This window comes from Streptomyces sp. ISL-98 (genome assembly GCF_018614055.1).
GTDB lineage: Bacteria > Actinomycetota > Actinomycetes > Streptomycetales > Streptomycetaceae > Streptomyces > Streptomyces spiramyceticus.
On the sequence record NZ_JAGGPB010000014.1, the window covers coordinates 1 to 18,724 of the forward strand.

An 18,724-nucleotide genomic window follows, 5' to 3' on the forward strand; every position below is an offset into this window, starting at 1 on the left:
CCCCGCACGGACCCCCCCGGCAAGCCCCCCGTAACCCCCCGCCAAGCCTCCCGCACCCCCTCCGCCACATCCTGCGCACCGATCGGCCCGCCCCCCGAAGCGCCCCGCCCAGCCAGCCCATGCAGATACGCCGCCACCGACCCCGCGTCCACTGCCCCCAGCCCCGCCGCCAGCAACGCCCCCGCCAGCCCCGACAGCACGTCGCCACTCCCCGCCGTCGCCAGCCAAGGCGTCCCCGTCGGATTCACCCGCACCGGACGCCCCGCCGACGCCGGCGCCACCAGCGTCGTAGACCCCTTCAGCAGCACAGCCGCCCCGTACAGCGCCGCCAGCTCCCGCACCGCCACCAGCCGCCCCGCCTCCACCTCCTCGCGCCCCACCCCCAGCAGCGCCGCAGCCTCCCCCGCATGCGGCGTCAGCAGCGTCGGCGCGCTGCGCGCCCGCACCAGCGCCGGGTCCAGCGGCCGGAGCGCGTCCGCGTCCACCAGCACCGGAACGTCGGACGCCAGCACGTCCCCCAGTGCCTCTTCCGCACCGTCCCCCAGCCCGGGCCCGACGACCCACGCCTGAACCCGCCCGGCCTTGGAAGGCGGCCACGCGTGCACCAACGCCTCCGGGAATCGCGCGATGACCGCATCCGCAGTGGCCCCCGGCCCGACGTACCGCACGGCCCCCGCCCCACCCCGCAGCGCCCCCGCCACCGCGAGCACCGCCGCCCCGGGATACCGCATCGACCCCGCCACGACCCCGACGACACCGCGCCGGTACTTGTCGCTCTCCGCAACCGGCGCCGGCAGCAGCGCCGCCACGTCCGCGTGCTGCAACGCCTCCAGATCAGCCTCCACCGGCAGGTCGAGCCCAAGGTCGACGAGCCGCACCACACCCGCGTACTCCCGCGCGGGGTCGACCAGCAGCCCCGGCTTGTACGTCCCGAAGGTGACCGTCACATCGGCCCGCACGCACTCCCCCCGCACCTCCCCACTGTCCGCCTCGACCCCGCTGGGCAGATCCACAGCAACAACAACCGCCCCGGAGTCCCGCGCAGCCCGCACAGCCCGAGCCACCCGCACCGCTTCCCCCCGCAGCCCGCCCCGCCCGCCGATCCCGGTAATGCCGTCGACGACCAGATCGGCGCCCGCGACGGCGGCGTACGGATCCCCCGGCACCCGCCCCCCGGCAGCCCGCAGCGCCGCGAGCCCGCCCGCGTGGGCCCGGTCGGGGCTGAGCAGCACCGCCGCCACCCCCGCACCGCGCCGCGCGAGCCGCGCACCCGCGTACAGCGCGTCGCCCCCGTTGTCCCCGATCCCCACGAGCAGGACAACCCGGGAGCCGTACACCCGCCTCAGCAGCCCCGCGCACACCGAGGCAAGCCCGGCCGCAGCCCGCTGCATGAGCGCACCTTCGGGAAGCCGCGCCATGAGCTCGCGCTCGGCGTTCCGCACGGTCTCCACGCCGTAAGCACTACGCATCAGAAACTCACCCTTCGGCAATGACCACAGCGGAAGCGATCCCCGCGTCGTGACTGAGCGAGACATGCCACGACCGCACCCCGAGCGCCTCGGCCCGTGCCAGTACCGTCCCGCTCACCCGCAGCCGCGGCTGCCCGCTGTCCTCGACGTACACCTCCGCGTCCGTCCAGTGCAGCCCGGCCGGCGCACCCAGCGCCTTCGCCAGGGCTTCCTTCGCCGCGAACCGGGCGGCGAGCGAGGCGACCCCGCGCCGCTCCCCGCTCGGCAGGTTCAACTCGCTCGCCAGGAAGAGCCGCTCAGCCATCTGCGGCGTACGCTCCAGCGAAGCCTTGAACCGCTCGATCTCCGCAACGTCGATCCCCACCCCGATGATCATTCGACGGTCACAGACTTCGCGAGATTCCGCGGCTGGTCGACCTCGTTGCCACGCGCCGTGGCCAGCTCGCACGCGAAGACCTGCAACGGCACGGTCGCGACCAGCGGCTGAAGCAGCGTGGGCGTGGCCGGAATCCGGATCAGGTGATCCGCGTACGGAGCCACCGCCTCGTCGCCCTCCTCCGCGATCACGATCGTCCGGGCGCCCCGGGCCCGGATCTCCTGGATGTTGGACACGATCTTGCCATGCAGAACGGACCGCCCCCGGGGCGAAGGCACCACCACGACCACCGGCAGGTCTTGCTCGATCAGCGCGATCGGCCCGTGCTTGAGCTCACCCGCTGCGAAGCCCTCCGCGTGCATGTACGCGAGCTCCTTCAGCTTCAACGCCCCCTCCAGCGCCACGGGGTACCCCACATGCCGCCCCAGGAACAGCACGGTGTCCTTGTCCGCCAGCGACCGCGCCAGCGCCCGCACCGGCTCCATGGTCTCCAGGACGCGATCCACCGCCCCCGAAATCTTGGAGAGCTCCCGTACGACGTCCTGGACCTCGTCCCCCCACTTGGTCCCCCGTACCTGTCCCAGATACAGAGCGACCAGATAACAGGCGACCAACTGCGTCAAGAACGCCTTCGTGGAGGCGACAGCGACTTCCGGCCCGGCATGCGTATAAAGCACCGCATCCGATTCCCGGGGAATGGTCGACCCATTCGTATTGCACACGGCAAGAACCTTCGCGCCCTGCTCCCGCGCGTGCCGCACAGCCATCAGGGTGTCCATGGTCTCGCCGGACTGCGAGATCGCGATCACGAGCGTCTGCGCGTCGAGAATCGGATCCCGGTAGCGGAATTCACTCGCGAGTTCCGTCTCGCAGGGGATCCGCGTCCAGTGCTCGATGGCGTACTTCGCGATCATCCCCGCATGGAATGCGGTCCCGCAGGCCACCACCACGATCTTGTCGACCTCCCGCAGCACGGAGGCCGGAATCCGCACTTCGTCCAGGGTCAGCGACCCGCCCGAGTCGATCCGCCCCAGCAGCGTGTCGGCGACCGCCTTCGGCTGCTCGGCGATCTCCTTGAGCATGAAGTAGTCGTAGCCGCCCTTCTCGGCAGCGGACGCGTCCCAGTCCACGTGGTACTCCCGTACCGCCGCAGGCGCACCGTCGAAGCCGGTGACGGTCACGGACTCCCGCCGCAGCTCGACGACCTGGTCCTGGCCCAGCTCGATCGCGGACCGCGTATGGGCGATGAACGCGGCGACATCGGAGGCGAGGAAGGCCTCGCCGTCCCCCACGCCCACGACCAGCGGTGAGTTCCGTCGGGCGCCCACCACGACATCCGGCTCGTCCGCGTGTACGGCGACCAGCGTGAACGCTCCTTCGAGCCGTCGGCACACCTGCCGCATCGCCTCCGCCAGGTCCACACACGACGAGAACGACTCGGCGAGCAGGTGGGCCACGACCTCGGTGTCGGTCTCGGACGCCAGGTCGTGCCCCCGCTCGGCGAGCTCGGCCCGCAGCTCCGCGAAGTTCTCGATGATCCCGTTGTGTACGACCGCCACCCGCCCCGCGTTGTCCAGATGCGGATGCGCATTGGCATCGGTGGGCGCCCCGTGCGTGGCCCACCGGGTGTGCCCGATGCCCGTGGACCCGTCCGGCAGCGGCCGCCCCACCAGCTCCTTCTCCAGATTGACGAGCTTCCCGGCCTTCTTCGCCGCGGCCAGCCCACCGTCCGCGAGCACGGCAACACCTGACGAGTCGTAACCCCGGTATTCGAGCCGTTTCAGCCCCGCGAAGACAACATCAAGCGCCGGCTGCCCGCCGACGTAACCCACGATTCCGCACATGTCGGCAGCCTACGGCCGGGGCCCCCACGTGACCGAGCACACCACCCACGACCGGCCCGTACCACCGACAATGGCCCTGTGATCACTTCGCCGCCACGAAGCACCCAGCGCCGGACAGACGCTTCGCCCTACCTCGATCTCACCCGGGCGGAGTGGAGCGCGCTGCGCGAGAAGACCCCGCTGCCCCTCACGGCGGCGGAGCTCGACCGGCTCCGGGGCCTCGGCGACGTGATCGACCTGGACGAGGTACGGGACGTCTACCTCCCCCTCTCCCGCCTGCTCAATCTCTACGTGCAGGCGACCTCGGGCCTGCGCGGCGCCCTCAACACCTTCCTCGGCGACGCGGGCAACGGCCACGGCGCACAGCGCGGTACCCCCTTCGTCATAGGAGTGGCGGGCAGCGTCGCCGTAGGAAAGTCGACCGTCGCCCGCCTCCTGCGGGCGATGCTGGCCCGCTGGCCCGAGCACCCCCGCGTCGAGCTCGTCACCACCGACGGGTTCCTCTACCCCATGGAGGAGCTCAAGCGGCGCGGCCTGCTGTCGCGCAAGGGCTTCCCCGAGTCGTACGACCGGCGGGCCCTGACCCGTTTCGTCGCCGACATCAAGGCGGGCAAGGACGAGGTCACCGCCCCCGTCTACTCCCACCTGATCTACGACATCGTGCCCGGCGAGCGCCTCACGGTCCGCCGCCCCGACATCCTGATCGTCGAGGGCCTGAACGTCCTGCAGCCCGCGCTCCCCGGCAAGGACGGCCGTACACGCGTCGGTCTCGCCGACTACTTCGACTTCAGTGTGTACGTCGACGCGCGCGCCGAGGACATCGAGACCTGGTACCTCAACCGCTTCCGCAAGCTGCGCGACACGGCGTTCCAGGACCCCTCCTCGTACTTCAGGAAGTACACCCAGGTCTCGGAGGAAGAGGCCATGGACTACGCCCGTACGATGTGGCGCACCATCAACAAGCCCAATCTGCTGGAGAACGTGGCCCCGACACGCGGGCGTGCCACGCTGGTGCTGCGCAAGGGCCCCGACCACAAGGTCCAGCGCCTGTCCCTCCGCAAGCTCTGAGGAGTGCGTCCGTGCTTCATCTGCGACTGATCGTCCCTGCCGACCGCACCGACGAGGTCGTACGCACGATGGAGAAGACGGTCGGCACGACGCACCTCGCCGTCGTCCCCGGCGCGGCCCGCAACCCGGCGGGCGATCTCGTCATGTGCGACGTGGCGCGCGAGGCGGGCGACACGCTCATCAACAGCCTGCGCAAGCTCGGCATCCACGAAACCGGCTCGATCTCCGTGGAGAACATCGACCTGTCGCTGTCGCAGCGAGCCGACAAGGCCGAGGCGGAAGCGCCGGGCGAGGGTGCGGACGCGGTGCTGTGGGAGCACCTGGCGGACGCGACCCACGAGGAGTCGACGCTTTCCGTCACCTACCTGGCGTTCCTGTCGCTGGCGACGATGATCGCGGCCTGCGGTGTGGTGCTCGACAACGCGATCCTGATCGTGGGCGCGATGGCGGTGGGCCCGGAGTTCGGCCCGCTGGCCGGCTTCTGCACGGCGCTGGTCCAGCGCGCTCCGCGACTGGCCTGGCGGTCGTTCCTCGCGCTGATCGCGGGCTTCGCGGCGGCGATGGTGGTGACGGTCGCGTTCAGCTTCTTCATGGACGCAACAGGCCTGTTCACGCAGGAAAAACTGGACGCCGACCGCCCCAACACGGGTTTCGTCTACGCCCCGGACTGGTTCTCGTTCGTCGTGGCCGTACTGGCGGGCGCGGCCGGAATGCTCTCGCTGACCTCGGCCAAGTCCGGCGCTCTGGTCGGCGTGGCCATCTCGGTGACGACGGTCCCGGCCGCGGCGAATGCGGCGGTGGCGCTCAGCTACGGCGAGGTGGGCCAGACGTGGGGCTCGTCGAAGCAGCTCCTGCTGAACCTGCTCGGCATCGTCATCGCCGGCACGCTCACGCTGCTGGCCCAGAAGTACTTCTGGGCCAGGCAGCGCGAGCGCACCTCGCGCACGAACCCGTAACGCGTACTACCCGAGAGCGGACTTCACGGCGTCGGCCAGCCGTCCGGCAACCGCCTTCGCCTGGTCGATGTCCGCGGCCTCGACCATCACCCGGACGAGCGGCTCGGTGCCGGAGGGCCGGAGCAGCACCCGCCCGGTCGCGCCCAGTTCACGCTCGGCGTCGGCGACCGCGACGGCCAGCTCGGCGGAGGTGGTGACGCGGGACTTGTCGACGTCGGGCACGTTGATGAGGATCTGCGGCAGCCGTTTCATGACCCCCGCGAGGTCCGCGAGCGTACGCCCGGTGGCGGCCACCCGCGCGGCCAGCATCAGCCCGGTCAGGGTCCCGTCGCCGGTCGTGGCGTGGTCCAGCACGATCACGTGCCCGGACTGCTCGCCACCGAGCGCGTACCCCTCGGCCTTCATCGACTCCAGTACGTACCGGTCGCCGACGGCGGTCTGTACGAGCTCGATGCCCTCGCGCTCCATCGCCAGCTTGAAGCCGAGGTTCGACATGACGGTGCCGACGACAGTGTTCTTGCGCAGCTGGCCGGCTTCGCGCATGGCCAGTGCGAGAACGGCAAGGATCTGGTCCCCGTCGACCTCACGCCCTTCGGCGTCGACAGCGAGGCACCGGTCGGCATCGCCGTCATGCGCGATGCCCAGATCGGCGCCGTGCTCGACGACGGCGGCCTGGAGCAGCTCCAGGTGCGTGGAGCCGCACCCGTCGTTGATGTTCAGCCCGTCGGGTTCGGCGCCGATGGTGACGATCTCGGCGCCGGCCCGGGTGAAGGCCTCGGGCGAGACGCGGGATGCGGCGCCGTGCGCCTCGTCGAGAACGACTTTCACCCCGTCGAGCCGGTTGGGCAGCACACCGATCAAGTGCGCGATGTACTGATCGAAGCCCTCGTTGTACTCGCTGACGCGCCCCACACCGGCGCCGGTCGGCCGCGCCCACGGCTCACCGGTGCTGTGCTGCTCGTACACCGCCTCGATGCGGATCTCCAGCTCGTCGGCGAGCTTGTGCCCACCGCGCGCGAAGAACTTGACACCGTTGTCCGGCATCGCGTTGTGGCTCGCCGAGAGCATCACGCCGAGGTCGGCGCCGAGCGCACCGGTCAGGTACGCGACCGCGGGGGTGGGCAGCACGCCCACCTTCAGCACATCCACGCCCGCGCTTGCGAGACCCGCCACGACGGCGGCCTCCAGAAACTCTCCCGACGCACGCGGGTCTCGCCCGACCACGGCGGTCGGCCGATGCCCCTCAAAGGTCCCCGCTTCGGCGAGCACATGCGCCGCCGCGACCGAGAGGCCGAGCGCGAGCTCGGCCGTCAGGTCCGCGTTGGCGACACCGCGCACACCGTCAGTGCCGAAGAGTCGTCCCACTGGTGTCCTCCGAAAATGCTCCGAAAATGCAAGCTCTTGATCGGCCTTACGCCGTTTATACGCCGGGCATGCCGATAAACGAACGCCCCGGCAGCACAGAATGTGCCGCCGGGGCGAACGTTGAAGCAGCCGAGCAGGCGGATTAGCGCTTGCTGTACTGCGGTGCCTTACGGGCCTTCTTGAGACCGGCCTTCTTGCGCTCGACCGCACGGTCGTCGCGGCTCAGGAAGCCGGCCTTCTTCAGCGTGGCGCGGTTGTTGTCCACGTCCGCCTCGTTCAGCGCACGGGCAACGCCCAGACGCAGCGCACCGGCCTGGCCGGAAACGCCGCCACCGGCGATACGCGCGATGACGTCGTAGCGGCCGTCGAGCTCGAGCACCTTGAAGGGCTCGTTGACTTCCTGCTGGTGAACCTTGTTCGGGAAGTAGTCCTCGAGCGTACGCCCGTTGATCTTCCACTTGCCGGTGCCCGGAACGATCCGGACGCGGGCGATGGCGTTCTTGCGACGACCCAGGCCGGCAGCCGGCTGCGGGTCGCCGAAGCGGCCCGCGAGCGACTCGGAGGTGTACTCGCCCTCGACGGGCACCTCGGACTCGAAGGTCGTCACCGCGTCGAAGGTCTCTTCGACGTCGGTACCCTCGACGGGCGTCTCTACAGTGGTCTCGGCCACGATGCTCCTCAGATTTCTTTACGTCTTAGGGGGTGGCCGGAACTACTGCGCGACCTGGGTGATCTCGTACGGCACCGGCTGCTGAGCAGCGTGCGGGTGCTCGGGACCTGCGTAGACCTTGAGCTTCGAGAGCACCTGACGGCCCAGGGTGTTCTTGGGGATCATGCCCCTGATGGCCTTCTCGATGGCCTTCTCGGGGTTCTTCGCGAGCAGCTCGTCGTAACGAACGGAACGCAGACCACCCGGGTAGCCGGAGTGGCGGTACGCCATCTTCTGGGTCTTCTTGTTGCCGGAGAGGTGAACCTTCTCGGCATTGACGATGATGACGAAGTCGCCCATGTCCATGTGCGGGGCGTAGATCGCCTTGTGCTTGCCCCGCAGGAGGGTGGCGGCAGTCGTCGCCAGACGGCCCAGGACGATGTCCTGCGCGTCAATGATGTGCCACTGGCGCGTGACATCGCCGGGCTTGGGGCTGTACGTACGCACGGTCGTAGCCTTCGCTTCTTCAGTGAGTGGGTCCTGACAAGGCCACCCGGACGATCAACCCAGCCCTGGCGGCATTCGGGGACGCAACCCGTCTGCCAGCCGCTGGTCATCGGCCCGGTGGACCGGCGTAAGGGCCCCTCGCGTGAGAACGACCAAGCCAATACGCATAACAAACTGGAAGCTTACCGCCCTCCCCCACACGGGTCAAAACGGCGCCAGCCGCAAAGCCCCTCGCCGAGTCGGCATCCGGGACACAGCCCCACCTACCGCGCCCGCTCCACCCTCCCCCAAGCTCTTAAGGAGCAGGGGGGGACCCCCACCTCGTCCCACACCGGCTCCCACGACACCCCTCTCCACGCCGCACTCGCACCGCTCGGCCCCCGGGGGCCTCCCGGGCTTCGCCCGGCTGCGCCGGACTCCGTCCGCCGACCCCGGCCACCCTCGCAGCCCCCACACCACCCGACCGACACTCCCGCGCCTCACCGCGCCCGCTCCACCCGCCGCTCGTCCCACACCGGCTCCGACGTCTCCCGCACCACGCCGTCCGCCCCGAAGACCAGATACCGGTCGAAGGACTTCGCGAACCACCGGTCGTGCGTGACGGCCAGCACCGTCCCCTCGTACGCCTCCAGCCCCTCCTGCAGCGCCTCCGCCGACTCCAGGTCAAGGTTGTCCGTCGGCTCGTCGAGCAGCAGCGCGGTCGTCCCCTCAAGCTCCAGCATCAGGATCTGGAAGCGTGCCTGCTGCCCGCCCGAGAGCTTCTCGAAGGGCTGGTCCCCCTGCCGCTCCAGCTCGTACCGCCGCAGGACGGACATCGCCCCGCCCCGGTCCTTCGCATGCCGCGTCCACAGAATGTCGACGAGCGTCCGCCCCAGCAGCTCCGGATGCGCGTGCGTCTGGGCGAAGTGACCGGCCACGACCCGCGCGCCCAGCTTCCACGTCCCCGTGTGTGCCACCGACTCCCCCGCCAGCAGCCGCAGGAAGTGCGACTTCCCGGACCCGTTCGACCCGAGTACGGCGACCCGCTCCCCGTAATAGATCTCCAGGTCGAAGGGCTTCATCAGCCCCTCCAGCTCGAGCCCCTCGCAGACCACCGCCCGGACCCCCGTCCGCCCACCCCGCAGCCGCATCTTGATCTCCTGCTCGCGCGGCGGCTCCGGCGGCGGCCCGGCGTCCTCGAACTTCTTGAAGCGGGTCTGCATCGCCCGGTACCGGGACGCCATGTCGGGGCTGATCGCCGCCTGCTGCCGAAGCCGCAGCACCAGCGCCTTCAGCCGCGCGTGCTCTTCCTCCCAGCGCCGCAGCAGCTCCTCGAACCGCGCGAACCGCTCCCGCCGGGCCTCGTGATACGTACCGAACCCGCCACCATGCACCCACACATCGGACCCGGCCGGACTGGGCTCAACGCTCACGATCTTCTCGGCGGCCCGGGCCAGCAGCTCCCGGTCGTGGCTCACGAACAAGACCGTCTTACGGGTCTCCTTCAGCCGCGCCTCCAGCCACCGCTTGCCCGGCACATCCAGATAGTTGTCCGGCTCATCGAGCAGCAGCACCTCGTCGGGCCCCCGCAGCAGCGCCTCCAGCACCAGCCGCTTCTGCTCACCCCCGCTGAGCGTCCGCACCTCACGCCACTGCGCCTTCTCGTACGGCACCCCGAGCCCGGCCATGGTGCACATGTCCCAGAGCGTCTCGGCCTCGTACCCCCGCACCTCCGCCCAGTCACTCAGCGCCTGCGCGTACGCCATCTGCGCGGCCTCGTCGTCCCGCGTCAGGATCGCGTTCTCGGCGGCGTCCACCGCCGCGGCCGCCTCGCGGATCCGCGGCTGCGCGACCGAGACCAGCAGGTCCCGTACGGTCCGCTCGTCCCGCACCGACCCCACGAACTGCGGCATCACGCCGAGCCCGCCGCTGACTGTCACGGTCCCGCCGTGCGGCTGGAGCTCCCCCGCGATCAGCCGCAGCAGCGTCGTCTTCCCGGCGCCGTTCGCGCCGACCAGCGCGACGACGGACCCCTCACCCACCCGGAACGAGGCGTCACCGAGCAGCACCCGCCCGTCCGGCAAGTAGTACTCCACATGCGCAGCCTCAAGATGTCCCATGCTCCGCATTCTGACCGCCCACCGCGCCATAGCCCAACCGGATTAGGATGCCCCCCATGAGCTTTGGGCAAGGGGGACCCTCCTGGGGCGGCCCCGGGGGACAGCAGGGCCCTCAGGATCCGTACGGATCGCATACATCGAACACACCAGACGCAGGGGACACACCGGACTGGGCAGCACTCGCCGACGCATCTGCCGCCCGCGCCCGCCGCAAGAGGTGGATGTACATCGGCGGCGGCGTCCTGGCGACCGCCGCCGTGGGCGCGATCGTGGCCACGGCGGTCGTCTCCGCCGGCAACGGCAACACCGGCCCGGGCAATACGGCGAGCCAGCTCCCCACTCCCGAGAACCTGCCCGCGGAGACCGGCGGCCCTGGCCCCTCGTTCTCCTCGCAGGCACCGCCGCCCCCGCCGGACCCCAAGGAGTTCATCTCCAGCGCCAAGAAGGACAAGGCGCCGCTGAGCGCCGACACCCTCTTCCCCGGCAAGAAGCTGACGATGGGCGGCCGCGCCTACGCCAAGGGCGCGACGAGCCGCACCACCAGCTGCTCCGCGGCCACCCAGGGCGCCCTCGGCTCCGTACTCGCCAACAACGGCTGCGACCAGGTCATCCGCGCCACGTACTCCAAGGGCGGCGTAGCGGTCACCGTCGGCGTCGCGGTCTTCGACACCGCCGCGCAGGCGGAGAAGGCGAAGGAGCAGGCGAGCGGCGGCCTCGCCTCCCTCCCCGGGGCCGGCGTCCCCACCTTCTGCCGGGCCGGCGCGATCTGCCGCAAGACCGCCAACGCGTACGGCCGCTACGCCTACTTCACCGTCGGCGGCTTCACCAACGGCAAGAACGTCACCCAGGCCGACCAGGACGTCTTCAAGACCGGTGACGACCTCGCCGAGTTCACGTTCCGTCAGATCCACCAGCGCGGAAAGACCCAGGCGTCAGCAGCAGCCGCCGCCGGACAGTGACGACCCCGGCAGTGCCCCGGGCAGCGTCCGCCTGTTGCGGGCCGTGCGAGCACGCGCGGCCAGCAACTCGTCGGCCGGGTAGCCGACTTCCTCAAGCGTGAGGCCGTGCGGGCGTACGACATGGACGGACGAGTCCCGTACGCCCGCGGCCAGCACCTTCGCCGGCCAGTCCGTGTCCCGGTGCCCGTCACCGACGAACAGCATCGCGCCGACGAGCGAGCGCACCATGTTGTGGCAGAAGGCATCGGCCCGCACGGTAGCGGTGATGACACCGTCCGCCCCGCGCTCCCAGCTCAGCTGCTGCAGCGTACGAATGGTCGTCGCACCCTCGCGCTTCCTGCAGTACGCCGCGAAGTCGTGCTCCCCGACCAGCTTCTCCGCCGCCCGGTTCATCGCATCGACGTCCAGCTCCCAGTCGTGCCACAGGACATGCCCGCGCAGCAGCGGATCGACGCCCCCGGGGTTGTCCGTGACCCGGTAGGCGTACCGCCGCCAGACCGCCGCGAACCGCGCGTTGAAGCCCGCCGGCGCCTCCGCGACCTTCCACACCCGCACATCGTGCGGCAGCCGCCCGGCGAGCCGTCGCAGCAGCTTGTCCCGGTGCTCGGCCCACACGTCCTCCGGCAGGTCGACGTGCGCGACCTGGCCGCGCGCGTGGACGCCCGAGTCCGTACGCCCGGCGACCGTCAGCTCATAGGTGCACGTGGACCGCGTCACCGTCCGCAGCGCGGACTCCAGCTCGCCCTGGACCGTACGCCGTTCGGTCTGCTTCGCCCAGCCGGAGAAGTCCTTCCCGTCGTACGAAAGATCCAGTCGCACCCGTACGAACCCGGGCGCCGCACCCTCAATGTCCTCGCTCACCCGTAAATCCTCTCAAAGCAGCAAGCTGCACAGCAGAACGGGCCCGCACCGCCCCGAAGGGTGATGCGGGCCCGCCCAGTGGTCTCAGAACGCTCAGGCGTCCTTGGACTCAGCCTCGGCCTCGGCCGGAGCGGCGTCCTCGACGGTCTCGGCCGCAGCCTCGTCCTTCTTGAGGGCGTCTTCCTTGACCGCGCGCTTCGTCGCAGCCTCGGCCTCACCGGTGGCGGCCTGCGCCACGGTCAGGGCCTCGACCAGCTCGATGACCGCCATCGGGGCGTTGTCGCCACGACGGTTGCCGATCTTGGTGATACGGGTGTAACCACCGGGGCGGTTCTCGTACCGCGGGGCGATCTCGGTGAACAGCGTGTGCACGATGCTCTTGTCCGTGATCGTCTGCAGCACCAGGCGACGGTTGTGGATGTCGCCCTTCTTCGCCTTGGTGATCAGTCGCTCGGCGACCGGACGCAGGCGGCGGGCCTTGGCCTCGGTCGTGGTGATGCGGCCGTGCTCGAACAGCGACTTCGCAAGGTTCGCGAGGAGCAGACGCTCGTGCGCGGCGCTGCCGCCCAGACGGGCACCCTTGGCGGGCTTCGGCATGTGTTTCTCCTTGGGTCTGCACCGGCCGTATCAGGTACCGGTGTCAGTTACCGACGAGCTAGTGCCCGCCGGAAGTTTTCAGTACTGCTCGGTCTCCACGAAGCCCGCGTCCGCGTCGTCGTCGGCGCCGAAGGCGTCGGCGGCAGCGGTCGGGTCGAATCCGGGCGGGCTGTCCTTGAGGGCCAGGCCCATGCCGGCCAGCTTCGCCTTGACCTCGTCGATCGACTTCGCACCGAAGTTGCGGATGTCGAGCAGGTCGGCCTCGGAGCGCGCCACGAGCTCACCCACGGAGTGGATGCCCTCGCGCTTGAGGCAGTTGTACGAACGAACGGTGAGCTCGAGCTCCTCGATCGGCAGCGCCAGGTCGGCGGCAAGGGCGGCGTCCGTGGGGGACGGGCCCATGTCGATGCCCTCGGCGTCGATGTTGAGCTCGCGCGCCAGACCGAACAGCTCGACCAGGGTCTTACCGGCGGACGCCATGGCGTCACGCGGGCGCATGGCCTGCTTGGTCTCGACGTCGACGATCAGCTTGTCGAAGTCGGTGCGCTGCTCGACACGGGTCGCCTCGACCTTGTACGTGACCTTGAGCACCGGCGAGTAGATGGAGTCGACCGGAATACGGCCGATCTCCTGGCCCACCTGCTTGTTCTGGACGGCGGAGACGTAGCCGCGACCGCGCTCGACGGTCAGCTCCATCTCCAGCTTGCCCTTGCCGTTGAGCGTGGCGAGAACGAGGTCCGGGTTGTGGACCTCGACACCGGCCGGCGGGGCGATGTCAGCAGCGGTGACCAGGCCGGGACCCTGCTTGCGCAGGTACATCACGACCGGCTCGTCGTGCTCCGAGGAGACGACCAGCTGCTTGATGTTGAGGATGAGGTCGGTGACGTCCTCCTTGACGCCCGGCACGGTGGTGAACTCGTGCAGGACCCCGTCGATCCGGATGCTGGTGACAGCGGCACCGGGGATCGAGGAGAGGAGCGTACGACGCAGGGAGTTGCCGAGGGTGTAACCGAAGCCCGGCTCGAGGGGCTCGATCACGAACCGCGAGCGGTACTCGTCGACGACCTCTTCGGTCAGCGACGGACGCTGAGCGATAAGCATGAGAAATGCCTCCAGTCTTGGCACCCACTATTTGATGCCAACTACTACAAGGGTACGGGCGGTACGGCCCGAAAGGGCCGTACCGCCCGAGTACAACGCGCACGGAGAGAAGGTCGGTCTTCACTCCGTGCGCACTGCAACAACCAGAGCCGGACGCAGAGCGTCAGACGCGGCGACGCTTGGGAGGGCGGCAGCCGTTGTGCGGGGTGGGGGTGACGTCCTGGATCGAGCCGACCTCGAGGCCAGTGGCCTGGAGGGAGCGGATCGCGGTCTCACGGCCGGAGCCGGGACCCTTGACGAAGACGTCGACCTTGCGCATGCCGTGCTCCTGCGCGCGGCGGGCGGCCGACTCGGCGGCCATCTGCGCGGCGAAGGGGGTGGACTTGCGCGAGCCCTTGAAGCCGACGTGGCCGGCGGAGGCCCAGGAGATCACGTTGCCCGTGGGGTCGGTGATCGAAACGATCGTGTTGTTGAACGTGCTCTTGATGTGGGCGTGCCCATGAGCGACGTTCTTCTTTTCCTTGCGGCGCACCTTCTTGGCAGCGCCCTGACGACCCTTGGGGGGCATCTATATCTCCTACGGGAGGTGGTCGGTCCTACAGCGCAAGACCGCTGATAAGCGTCCGGCTGAGGACTACTTCTTGCCCGGCTTCTTCTTGCCGGCGATCGCGCGACGCGGGCCCTTGCGGGTGCGGGCGTTCGTGCTGGTGCGCTGACCGTGGACCGGCAGGCCGCGACGGTGACGCAGACCCTGGTAGCAGCCGATCTCTACCTTGCGGCGGATGTCGGCCTGCACCTCGCGACGGAGGTCACCCTCGGTCTTGAGGTTGGCGTCCACGTACTCACGCAGCTTGACCAGGTCTTCTTCGGCCAGGTCACGAACGCGGGTGTCCGGGTTGACGCCGGTCTCTGCCAGCGCCTTCTTCGACTGGGTACGCCCGATGCCGAAGACGTAGGTGAGGGCGACCTCAACGCGCTTTTCGCGCGGGAGGTCAACGCCGGAAAGGCGTGCCATTCATGGCTCCTGTTGATTCGGAGGTCTTCCGCAGAACCGTTCCCGGCCGCCGACCCCTCCCCTGAAAGAGAAGCGGTACGTTCCGGGTCCCCGGCCTCCGCCGGAGGTGTCAGCACCCTGAGGGTGTCTGGGTTCTGCGTATGTACGGAATTACTTGCGTCGCGCGATCTGCGAGATGCAGGGGGTCGTGCGTCAGCCCTGGCGCTGCTTGTGGCGCAGGTTTTCGCAGATGACCATGACCCGACCGTGACGGCGGATCACCTTGCACTTGTCGCAGATCTTCTTGACGCTCGGCTTGACCTTCATGGGATGTCAGGTTCTCCGGGTCAGTGCCACGACCCCGTGGAACACGGGGCGCGGGCAAGATCTACTTGTACCGGTAGACGATCCGGCCACGCGTCAGGTCGTACGGAGAGAGCTCCACCACGACCCGGTCATCCGGGAGGATGCGGATGTAGTGCATACGCATCTTGCCGCTGATGTGCGCTAGGACCTTGTGACCGTTCTGAAGTTCCACCTTGAACATTGCGTTCGGGAGGGACTCGATCACGGTGCCCTCGATTTCGATGGCACCTTGCTTCTTGGCCACGCTTCGCCCTTCGAATCGGCTACCTTGATCGACTCTCGCCTCCGTATGGAGACATACGGGTACACGCGAGCCGACGAGTCAGTCTACGTCAGGCCCCCGGAAAACACGAATCCGGCAAGTTTGCCCAACACTAAAGATCCTTACTCGGTTCAGCCCAGCGGAGCCGCTTCTCAACGCCGCCTCGCGGGCTCGGCGCCCGGGGGCGCCTCACAAGCTTCGACCGGCTGCGGCGGCCTCCGACCGCCGACCCGGCTCAGCCCAGCGGGTCGGGCGCCGCCGTGACCCCGTACTCCGCCAGCTTCGCCTTGCCACCGTCCACCGCGGTCAGCACCAGCGGACCCTCCTCCGTAAGCGCCACCGAGTGCTCCCAGTGCGAGGACCAGGTCCCGTCCGTCGTGACGACGGTCCAGTTGTCCTCCAGCACATCGGTGTGCGGCGTACCGAGGCTCACCATCGGCTCGATCGCCAGGCAGAAGCCGGGCACCAGCTTGGGGCCCTTGCCGCGCTTGCGCGTGACGTAGTTCAGCAGGTGCGGGTCCATGTGCATCTCGGAGCCGATGCCGTGGCCGCCGTAGTCCTCGATGATCCCGTACTTACCCGTGGCGGGACGCGGCTGGCGCCGGATGTACGACTCGATCGCCTTGGAGATGTCGACGAGGCGGTTCCCCTGCTTCATCGCGGCGAGCCCGGCCCACATCGACTCCTCCGTCACCCGGGAGAGCTCGACCAGCTCGGGCGCATGGCCCGTACCCACGAACGCGGTGTACGCCGCGTCGCCGTGCCAGCCGTCGACGATCGCGCCGGCGTCGATGGAGATGATGTCGCCGTCCTTGAGGACGGTCTTCTCGTCGGGGATGCCATGCACGACGACCTCGTTGACCGAAGTGCAGATGGTGGCGGGGAAGCCGCCGTACCCGAGGAAGTTCGACTTCGCGCCGTGCTCCGCGAGCACCTTGCGGGACACCTCGTCCAGGTCCTTCGTGGTGGCGCCGGGAACGGCCGCCTCACGGGTGGCCGCATGGACGGCGGCGACGACCAGCCCCGCCTCGCGCATCTTCGCGATCTGCTCCGGGGTCTTGATCTCCACCATGTGTGCGCCTTCCGCATTCGCTGTTACTGCCTGCTCAACAGTACGGCCGCGGCGCCTCTCGGACACCGCGGCCGCAACCGTTGTACTGCTTGCTCGATCAGCCCTCGTCGGAGGACTTCTTCAGGGCTTCCATCGCACGCTTGGTCACTTCGTCGACCTTGCCGAGCGCGGAGATGGTGACCACCAGGCCCTGGGCCTTGTAGTGGTCGATGATCGGCTCGGTCTCGCTGTGGTAGACCTCGAGGCGACGGCGCACCGTTTCCTCACTGTCGTCACCACGCTGGTAGAGCTCGCCGCCGCAGACGTCGCAGACGCCCTCTTCCTTGGCGGGGCTGTACACCACGTGGAAGACGTGGCTGGAGTCGTTGCGGCAGATGCGGCGACCCGCGATCCGCTTCACGACCTCGTCCTCGGGGACTTCCAGGTCCAGTACGGCGTCCAGCTTCTGGCCCTCGGCCTTCAGCGACTCGTCCAGGGCCTCGGCCTGCGAGACGTTCCGCGGGAAGCCGTCCAGGAGGAAGCCGCCCTGGGCGTCGGGCTTTGCCATACGGTCCTTGGCCATCCCGATGGTGACCTCGTCCGGAACCAGGTTGCCGGCGTCCATGAACGCCTTCGCCTGCTTGCCGAGGTCCGTGCCCTGACTGATGTTGGCGCGGAAGAGGTCGCCCGTGGAGATGTGCGGGATCGACAGGTTCTTGGCAAGGAACGCAGCCTGCGTTCCCTTGCCGGCACCGGGCGGCCCGACGAGGACGATTCGCATCAGCGGAGGAACCCTTCGTAATTGCGCTGCTGGAGCTGGCTCTCGATCTGCTTCACAGTCTCCAGGCCCACACCCACGATGATGAGGATGCTTGTCCCGCCGAAGGGGAAGTCCTGGTTCGCTCCGAAGCCCGCCAACGCCATCGTCGGTACGAGAGCAATCAGACCCAGATACAGCGATCCCGGCCACGTGATCCGATTGAGCACATAGCTGAGGTACTCAGCAGTAGGTCGACCAGCCCGGATACCCGGGACGAAGCCACCATACTTCTTCATGTTGTCGGCGACTTCCTCGGGGTTGAACGAGATCGCCACATAGAAGAAGGCAAAGAACACGATCAGCAGGAAGTAAGTGGCGATGTAGATGGGTTTGCCGTCCACAAAGTGCTGCTGAATCCAGGTCGCCCACGCGGAATCTCCGCCACCGCCGCCGAACTGCACGATCAGCATGGGGATGTAGAGAAGCGACGACGCGAAGATGACAGGAATCACACCGGCCTGGTTGACCTTCAGCGGGATGTACGTCGACGTACCGCCGTAGGACTTCCGCCCGATCATGCGCTTCGCGTATTGCACCGGAATCCTGCGCTGCGCCTGCTCGACAAAGACCACGAGGGCGACCATCGCAAAGCCGACCAGGATCACCACGCCGAACTCGATCCAGCCGTTGGCCAGATCACCCTGCTTCTTGATGGCCCACAGGGCGCCCGGGAAGCCGGCCGCGATCGAGATGAACATCAGGATCGACATGCCGTTGCCGACGCCGCGGTCGGTGACGAGCTCACCGAGCCACATGACCATCGCGGTACCCGTGGTCATGGTGATCACCATGACGACAGTGACGAAGATCGACTTGTCGGGCACGATGTCGGCCGCGGCCGGACACCCGCTGAACAGCGCGCCGTTGCGGGCGGTGGCGACCAGGCCGGTGCCCTGCAGGATGGCGAGCGCGACCGTCAAGTACCGCGTGTACTGGGTGATTTTCGCCGTGCCGGACTGACCCTCCTTCTTGAGGGCCTCCAGACGGGGAATCACCACGGTCAGCAGCTGGAGAATGATGCTCGCCGTGATGTACGGCATGATGCCGAGCGCGAAGATCGTGATCTGCAGCAGCGCGCCACCACTGAACAGATTCGCCAGACCAAGGAGGTTGTTGCCCGACTGAGCCTGGTCCACGCAGAGCTGCACGCTCTTGTAACTGACGCCGGGGACAGGGATGTGGGCCCCGAGCCGGTACAGCACAATGATGCCGAGCGTAAAGAGCAGCTTCTTGCGCAGGTCGGGCGTCTTGAACGCCCGGGCGAACGCGGTGAGCACGGTGCCTCCTGCGACCCCCGCGCTACTGCGTCAGAGGTGACGGTCTTGAGGATCGACGAATACGAATCAGTCAAAAGCCGCACGGACATACCGCGCGGAAGTT

General features: G+C 68.6%; 20 protein-coding genes. 3 read left to right on the forward strand and 17 right to left on the reverse strand.

Features of this window, described 5'->3' with window-relative positions:
- From J7I98_RS10570 to glmS, 3 genes are all read right to left on the reverse strand, one after another.
- A partial coding sequence (locus J7I98_RS10570; protein ID WP_214920389.1) for an NAD(P)H-hydrate dehydratase occupies window positions 1-1,469 on the reverse strand: 1,469 nt, incomplete at its 3' end.
- Between the two features lie 7 nt (window positions 1,470-1,476).
- The gene (locus J7I98_RS10575; RefSeq protein WP_214920390.1) at window positions 1,477-1,845 is read right to left on the reverse strand and encodes a holo-ACP synthase; all 369 of its coding nucleotides are present in this window, start codon (window positions 1,843-1,845) and stop codon (window positions 1,477-1,479) included.
- The gene (glmS, locus tag J7I98_RS10580) at window positions 1,842-3,689 is read right to left on the reverse strand and encodes a glutamine--fructose-6-phosphate transaminase (isomerizing) (RefSeq protein ID WP_214920391.1); all 1,848 of its coding nucleotides are present in this window, start codon (window positions 3,687-3,689) and stop codon (window positions 1,842-1,844) included. Before glmS ends, J7I98_RS10575 begins: the two co-directional genes overlap by 4 nt.
- A 78-nt stretch (window positions 3,690-3,767) precedes the next feature.
- Here glmS and coaA point away from each other — a divergent pair, with 78 nt between their 5' ends.
- Together coaA and J7I98_RS10590 are read left to right on the forward strand one after the other, a co-directional pair.
- On the forward strand, window positions 3,768-4,757 hold the full coding sequence (gene coaA / locus J7I98_RS10585; protein WP_214920392.1) for a type I pantothenate kinase: 990 nt from the start codon (window positions 3,768-3,770) through the stop codon (window positions 4,755-4,757).
- Between the two features lie 11 nt (window positions 4,758-4,768).
- On the forward strand, window positions 4,769-5,713 hold the full coding sequence (locus J7I98_RS10590; RefSeq protein WP_214920393.1) for a DUF389 domain-containing protein: 945 nt from the start codon (window positions 4,769-4,771) through the stop codon (window positions 5,711-5,713).
- A gap of 6 nt (window positions 5,714-5,719) precedes the next feature.
- On the opposite strand, the gene glmM is transcribed toward J7I98_RS10590, so the two are convergent.
- The 4 genes from glmM to J7I98_RS10610 all read right to left on the reverse strand — a co-directional run bounded on the left by glmM (window position 5,720) and on the right by J7I98_RS10610 (window position 10,342).
- On the reverse strand, window positions 5,720-7,078 hold the full coding sequence (glmM, locus tag J7I98_RS10595) for a phosphoglucosamine mutase (RefSeq protein WP_214920394.1): 1,359 nt from the start codon (window positions 7,076-7,078) through the stop codon (window positions 5,720-5,722).
- 142 nt (window positions 7,079-7,220) lie between these two features.
- On the reverse strand, window positions 7,221-7,748 hold the full coding sequence (gene rpsI / locus J7I98_RS10600; RefSeq protein WP_214920395.1) for a 30S ribosomal protein S9: 528 nt from the start codon (window positions 7,746-7,748) through the stop codon (window positions 7,221-7,223).
- 42 nt (window positions 7,749-7,790) lie between these two features.
- Window positions 7,791-8,234: a 50S ribosomal protein L13 gene (rplM, locus tag J7I98_RS10605; RefSeq protein ID WP_214920396.1), complete on the reverse strand. Its 444-nt coding sequence runs from the start codon at window positions 8,232-8,234 to the stop codon at window positions 7,791-7,793.
- Between the two features lie 479 nt (window positions 8,235-8,713).
- On the reverse strand, window positions 8,714-10,342 hold the full coding sequence (locus J7I98_RS10610) for an ABC-F family ATP-binding cassette domain-containing protein (RefSeq protein ID WP_214920397.1): 1,629 nt from the start codon (window positions 10,340-10,342) through the stop codon (window positions 8,714-8,716).
- A 47-nt stretch (window positions 10,343-10,389) separates the two neighbouring features.
- Between J7I98_RS10610 and J7I98_RS10615 the strand changes: the two genes are divergently transcribed.
- Complete coding sequence (locus J7I98_RS10615) at window positions 10,390-11,292, forward strand: hypothetical protein (RefSeq protein ID WP_214920398.1); 903 nt, start codon at window positions 10,390-10,392, stop codon at window positions 11,290-11,292.
- On the opposite strand, the gene truA is transcribed toward J7I98_RS10615, so the two are convergent.
- The 10 genes from truA to secY form a co-directional block, all read right to left on the reverse strand.
- A complete protein-coding gene (gene truA / locus J7I98_RS10620) occupies window positions 11,266-12,153 on the reverse strand; it encodes a tRNA pseudouridine(38-40) synthase TruA (RefSeq protein WP_214920399.1) in 888 nt (295 codons plus the stop codon). The two genes, J7I98_RS10615 and truA, sit on opposite strands and share 27 nt — an antisense overlap.
- Before the next feature lie 93 nt (window positions 12,154-12,246).
- The gene (gene rplQ, locus J7I98_RS10625; protein WP_214920400.1) at window positions 12,247-12,750 is read right to left on the reverse strand and encodes a 50S ribosomal protein L17; all 504 of its coding nucleotides are present in this window, start codon (window positions 12,748-12,750) and stop codon (window positions 12,247-12,249) included.
- 78 nt (window positions 12,751-12,828) lie between these two features.
- Window positions 12,829-13,851 (reverse strand): DNA-directed RNA polymerase subunit alpha, encoded by a 1,023-nt coding sequence (locus J7I98_RS10630; RefSeq protein ID WP_003956430.1) that lies wholly within the window; start codon window positions 13,849-13,851, stop codon window positions 12,829-12,831.
- A 163-nt stretch (window positions 13,852-14,014) separates the two neighbouring features.
- A complete protein-coding gene (rpsK, locus tag J7I98_RS10635; RefSeq protein WP_003948617.1) occupies window positions 14,015-14,419 on the reverse strand; it encodes a 30S ribosomal protein S11 in 405 nt (134 codons plus the stop codon).
- A 66-nt stretch (window positions 14,420-14,485) separates the two neighbouring features.
- On the reverse strand, window positions 14,486-14,866 hold the full coding sequence (gene rpsM / locus J7I98_RS10640; protein ID WP_214920401.1) for a 30S ribosomal protein S13: 381 nt from the start codon (window positions 14,864-14,866) through the stop codon (window positions 14,486-14,488).
- A 192-nt stretch (window positions 14,867-15,058) separates the two neighbouring features.
- On the reverse strand, window positions 15,059-15,172 hold the full coding sequence (gene rpmJ / locus J7I98_RS10645; RefSeq protein ID WP_009740505.1) for a 50S ribosomal protein L36: 114 nt from the start codon (window positions 15,170-15,172) through the stop codon (window positions 15,059-15,061).
- Between the two features lie 61 nt (window positions 15,173-15,233).
- Window positions 15,234-15,455: a translation initiation factor IF-1 gene (infA, locus tag J7I98_RS10650; protein ID WP_003956442.1), complete on the reverse strand. Its 222-nt coding sequence runs from the start codon at window positions 15,453-15,455 to the stop codon at window positions 15,234-15,236.
- A 253-nt stretch (window positions 15,456-15,708) separates the two neighbouring features.
- Complete coding sequence (gene map / locus J7I98_RS10655; RefSeq protein ID WP_214920402.1) at window positions 15,709-16,545, reverse strand: type I methionyl aminopeptidase; 837 nt, start codon at window positions 16,543-16,545, stop codon at window positions 15,709-15,711.
- A gap of 97 nt (window positions 16,546-16,642) precedes the next feature.
- Window positions 16,643-17,305 carry an adenylate kinase gene (locus J7I98_RS10660; RefSeq protein WP_214920403.1) on the reverse strand — a complete coding sequence of 221 codons (663 nt, stop codon included), beginning with the start codon at window positions 17,303-17,305 and terminating at the stop codon, window positions 16,643-16,645.
- Window positions 17,305-18,621 carry a preprotein translocase subunit SecY gene (secY, locus tag J7I98_RS10665; protein WP_214920404.1) on the reverse strand — a complete coding sequence of 439 codons (1,317 nt, stop codon included), beginning with the start codon at window positions 18,619-18,621 and terminating at the stop codon, window positions 17,305-17,307. The genes J7I98_RS10660 and secY overlap by 1 nt, the downstream gene beginning before the upstream one ends.
- Window positions 18,622-18,724 lie beyond the last annotated feature (103 nt).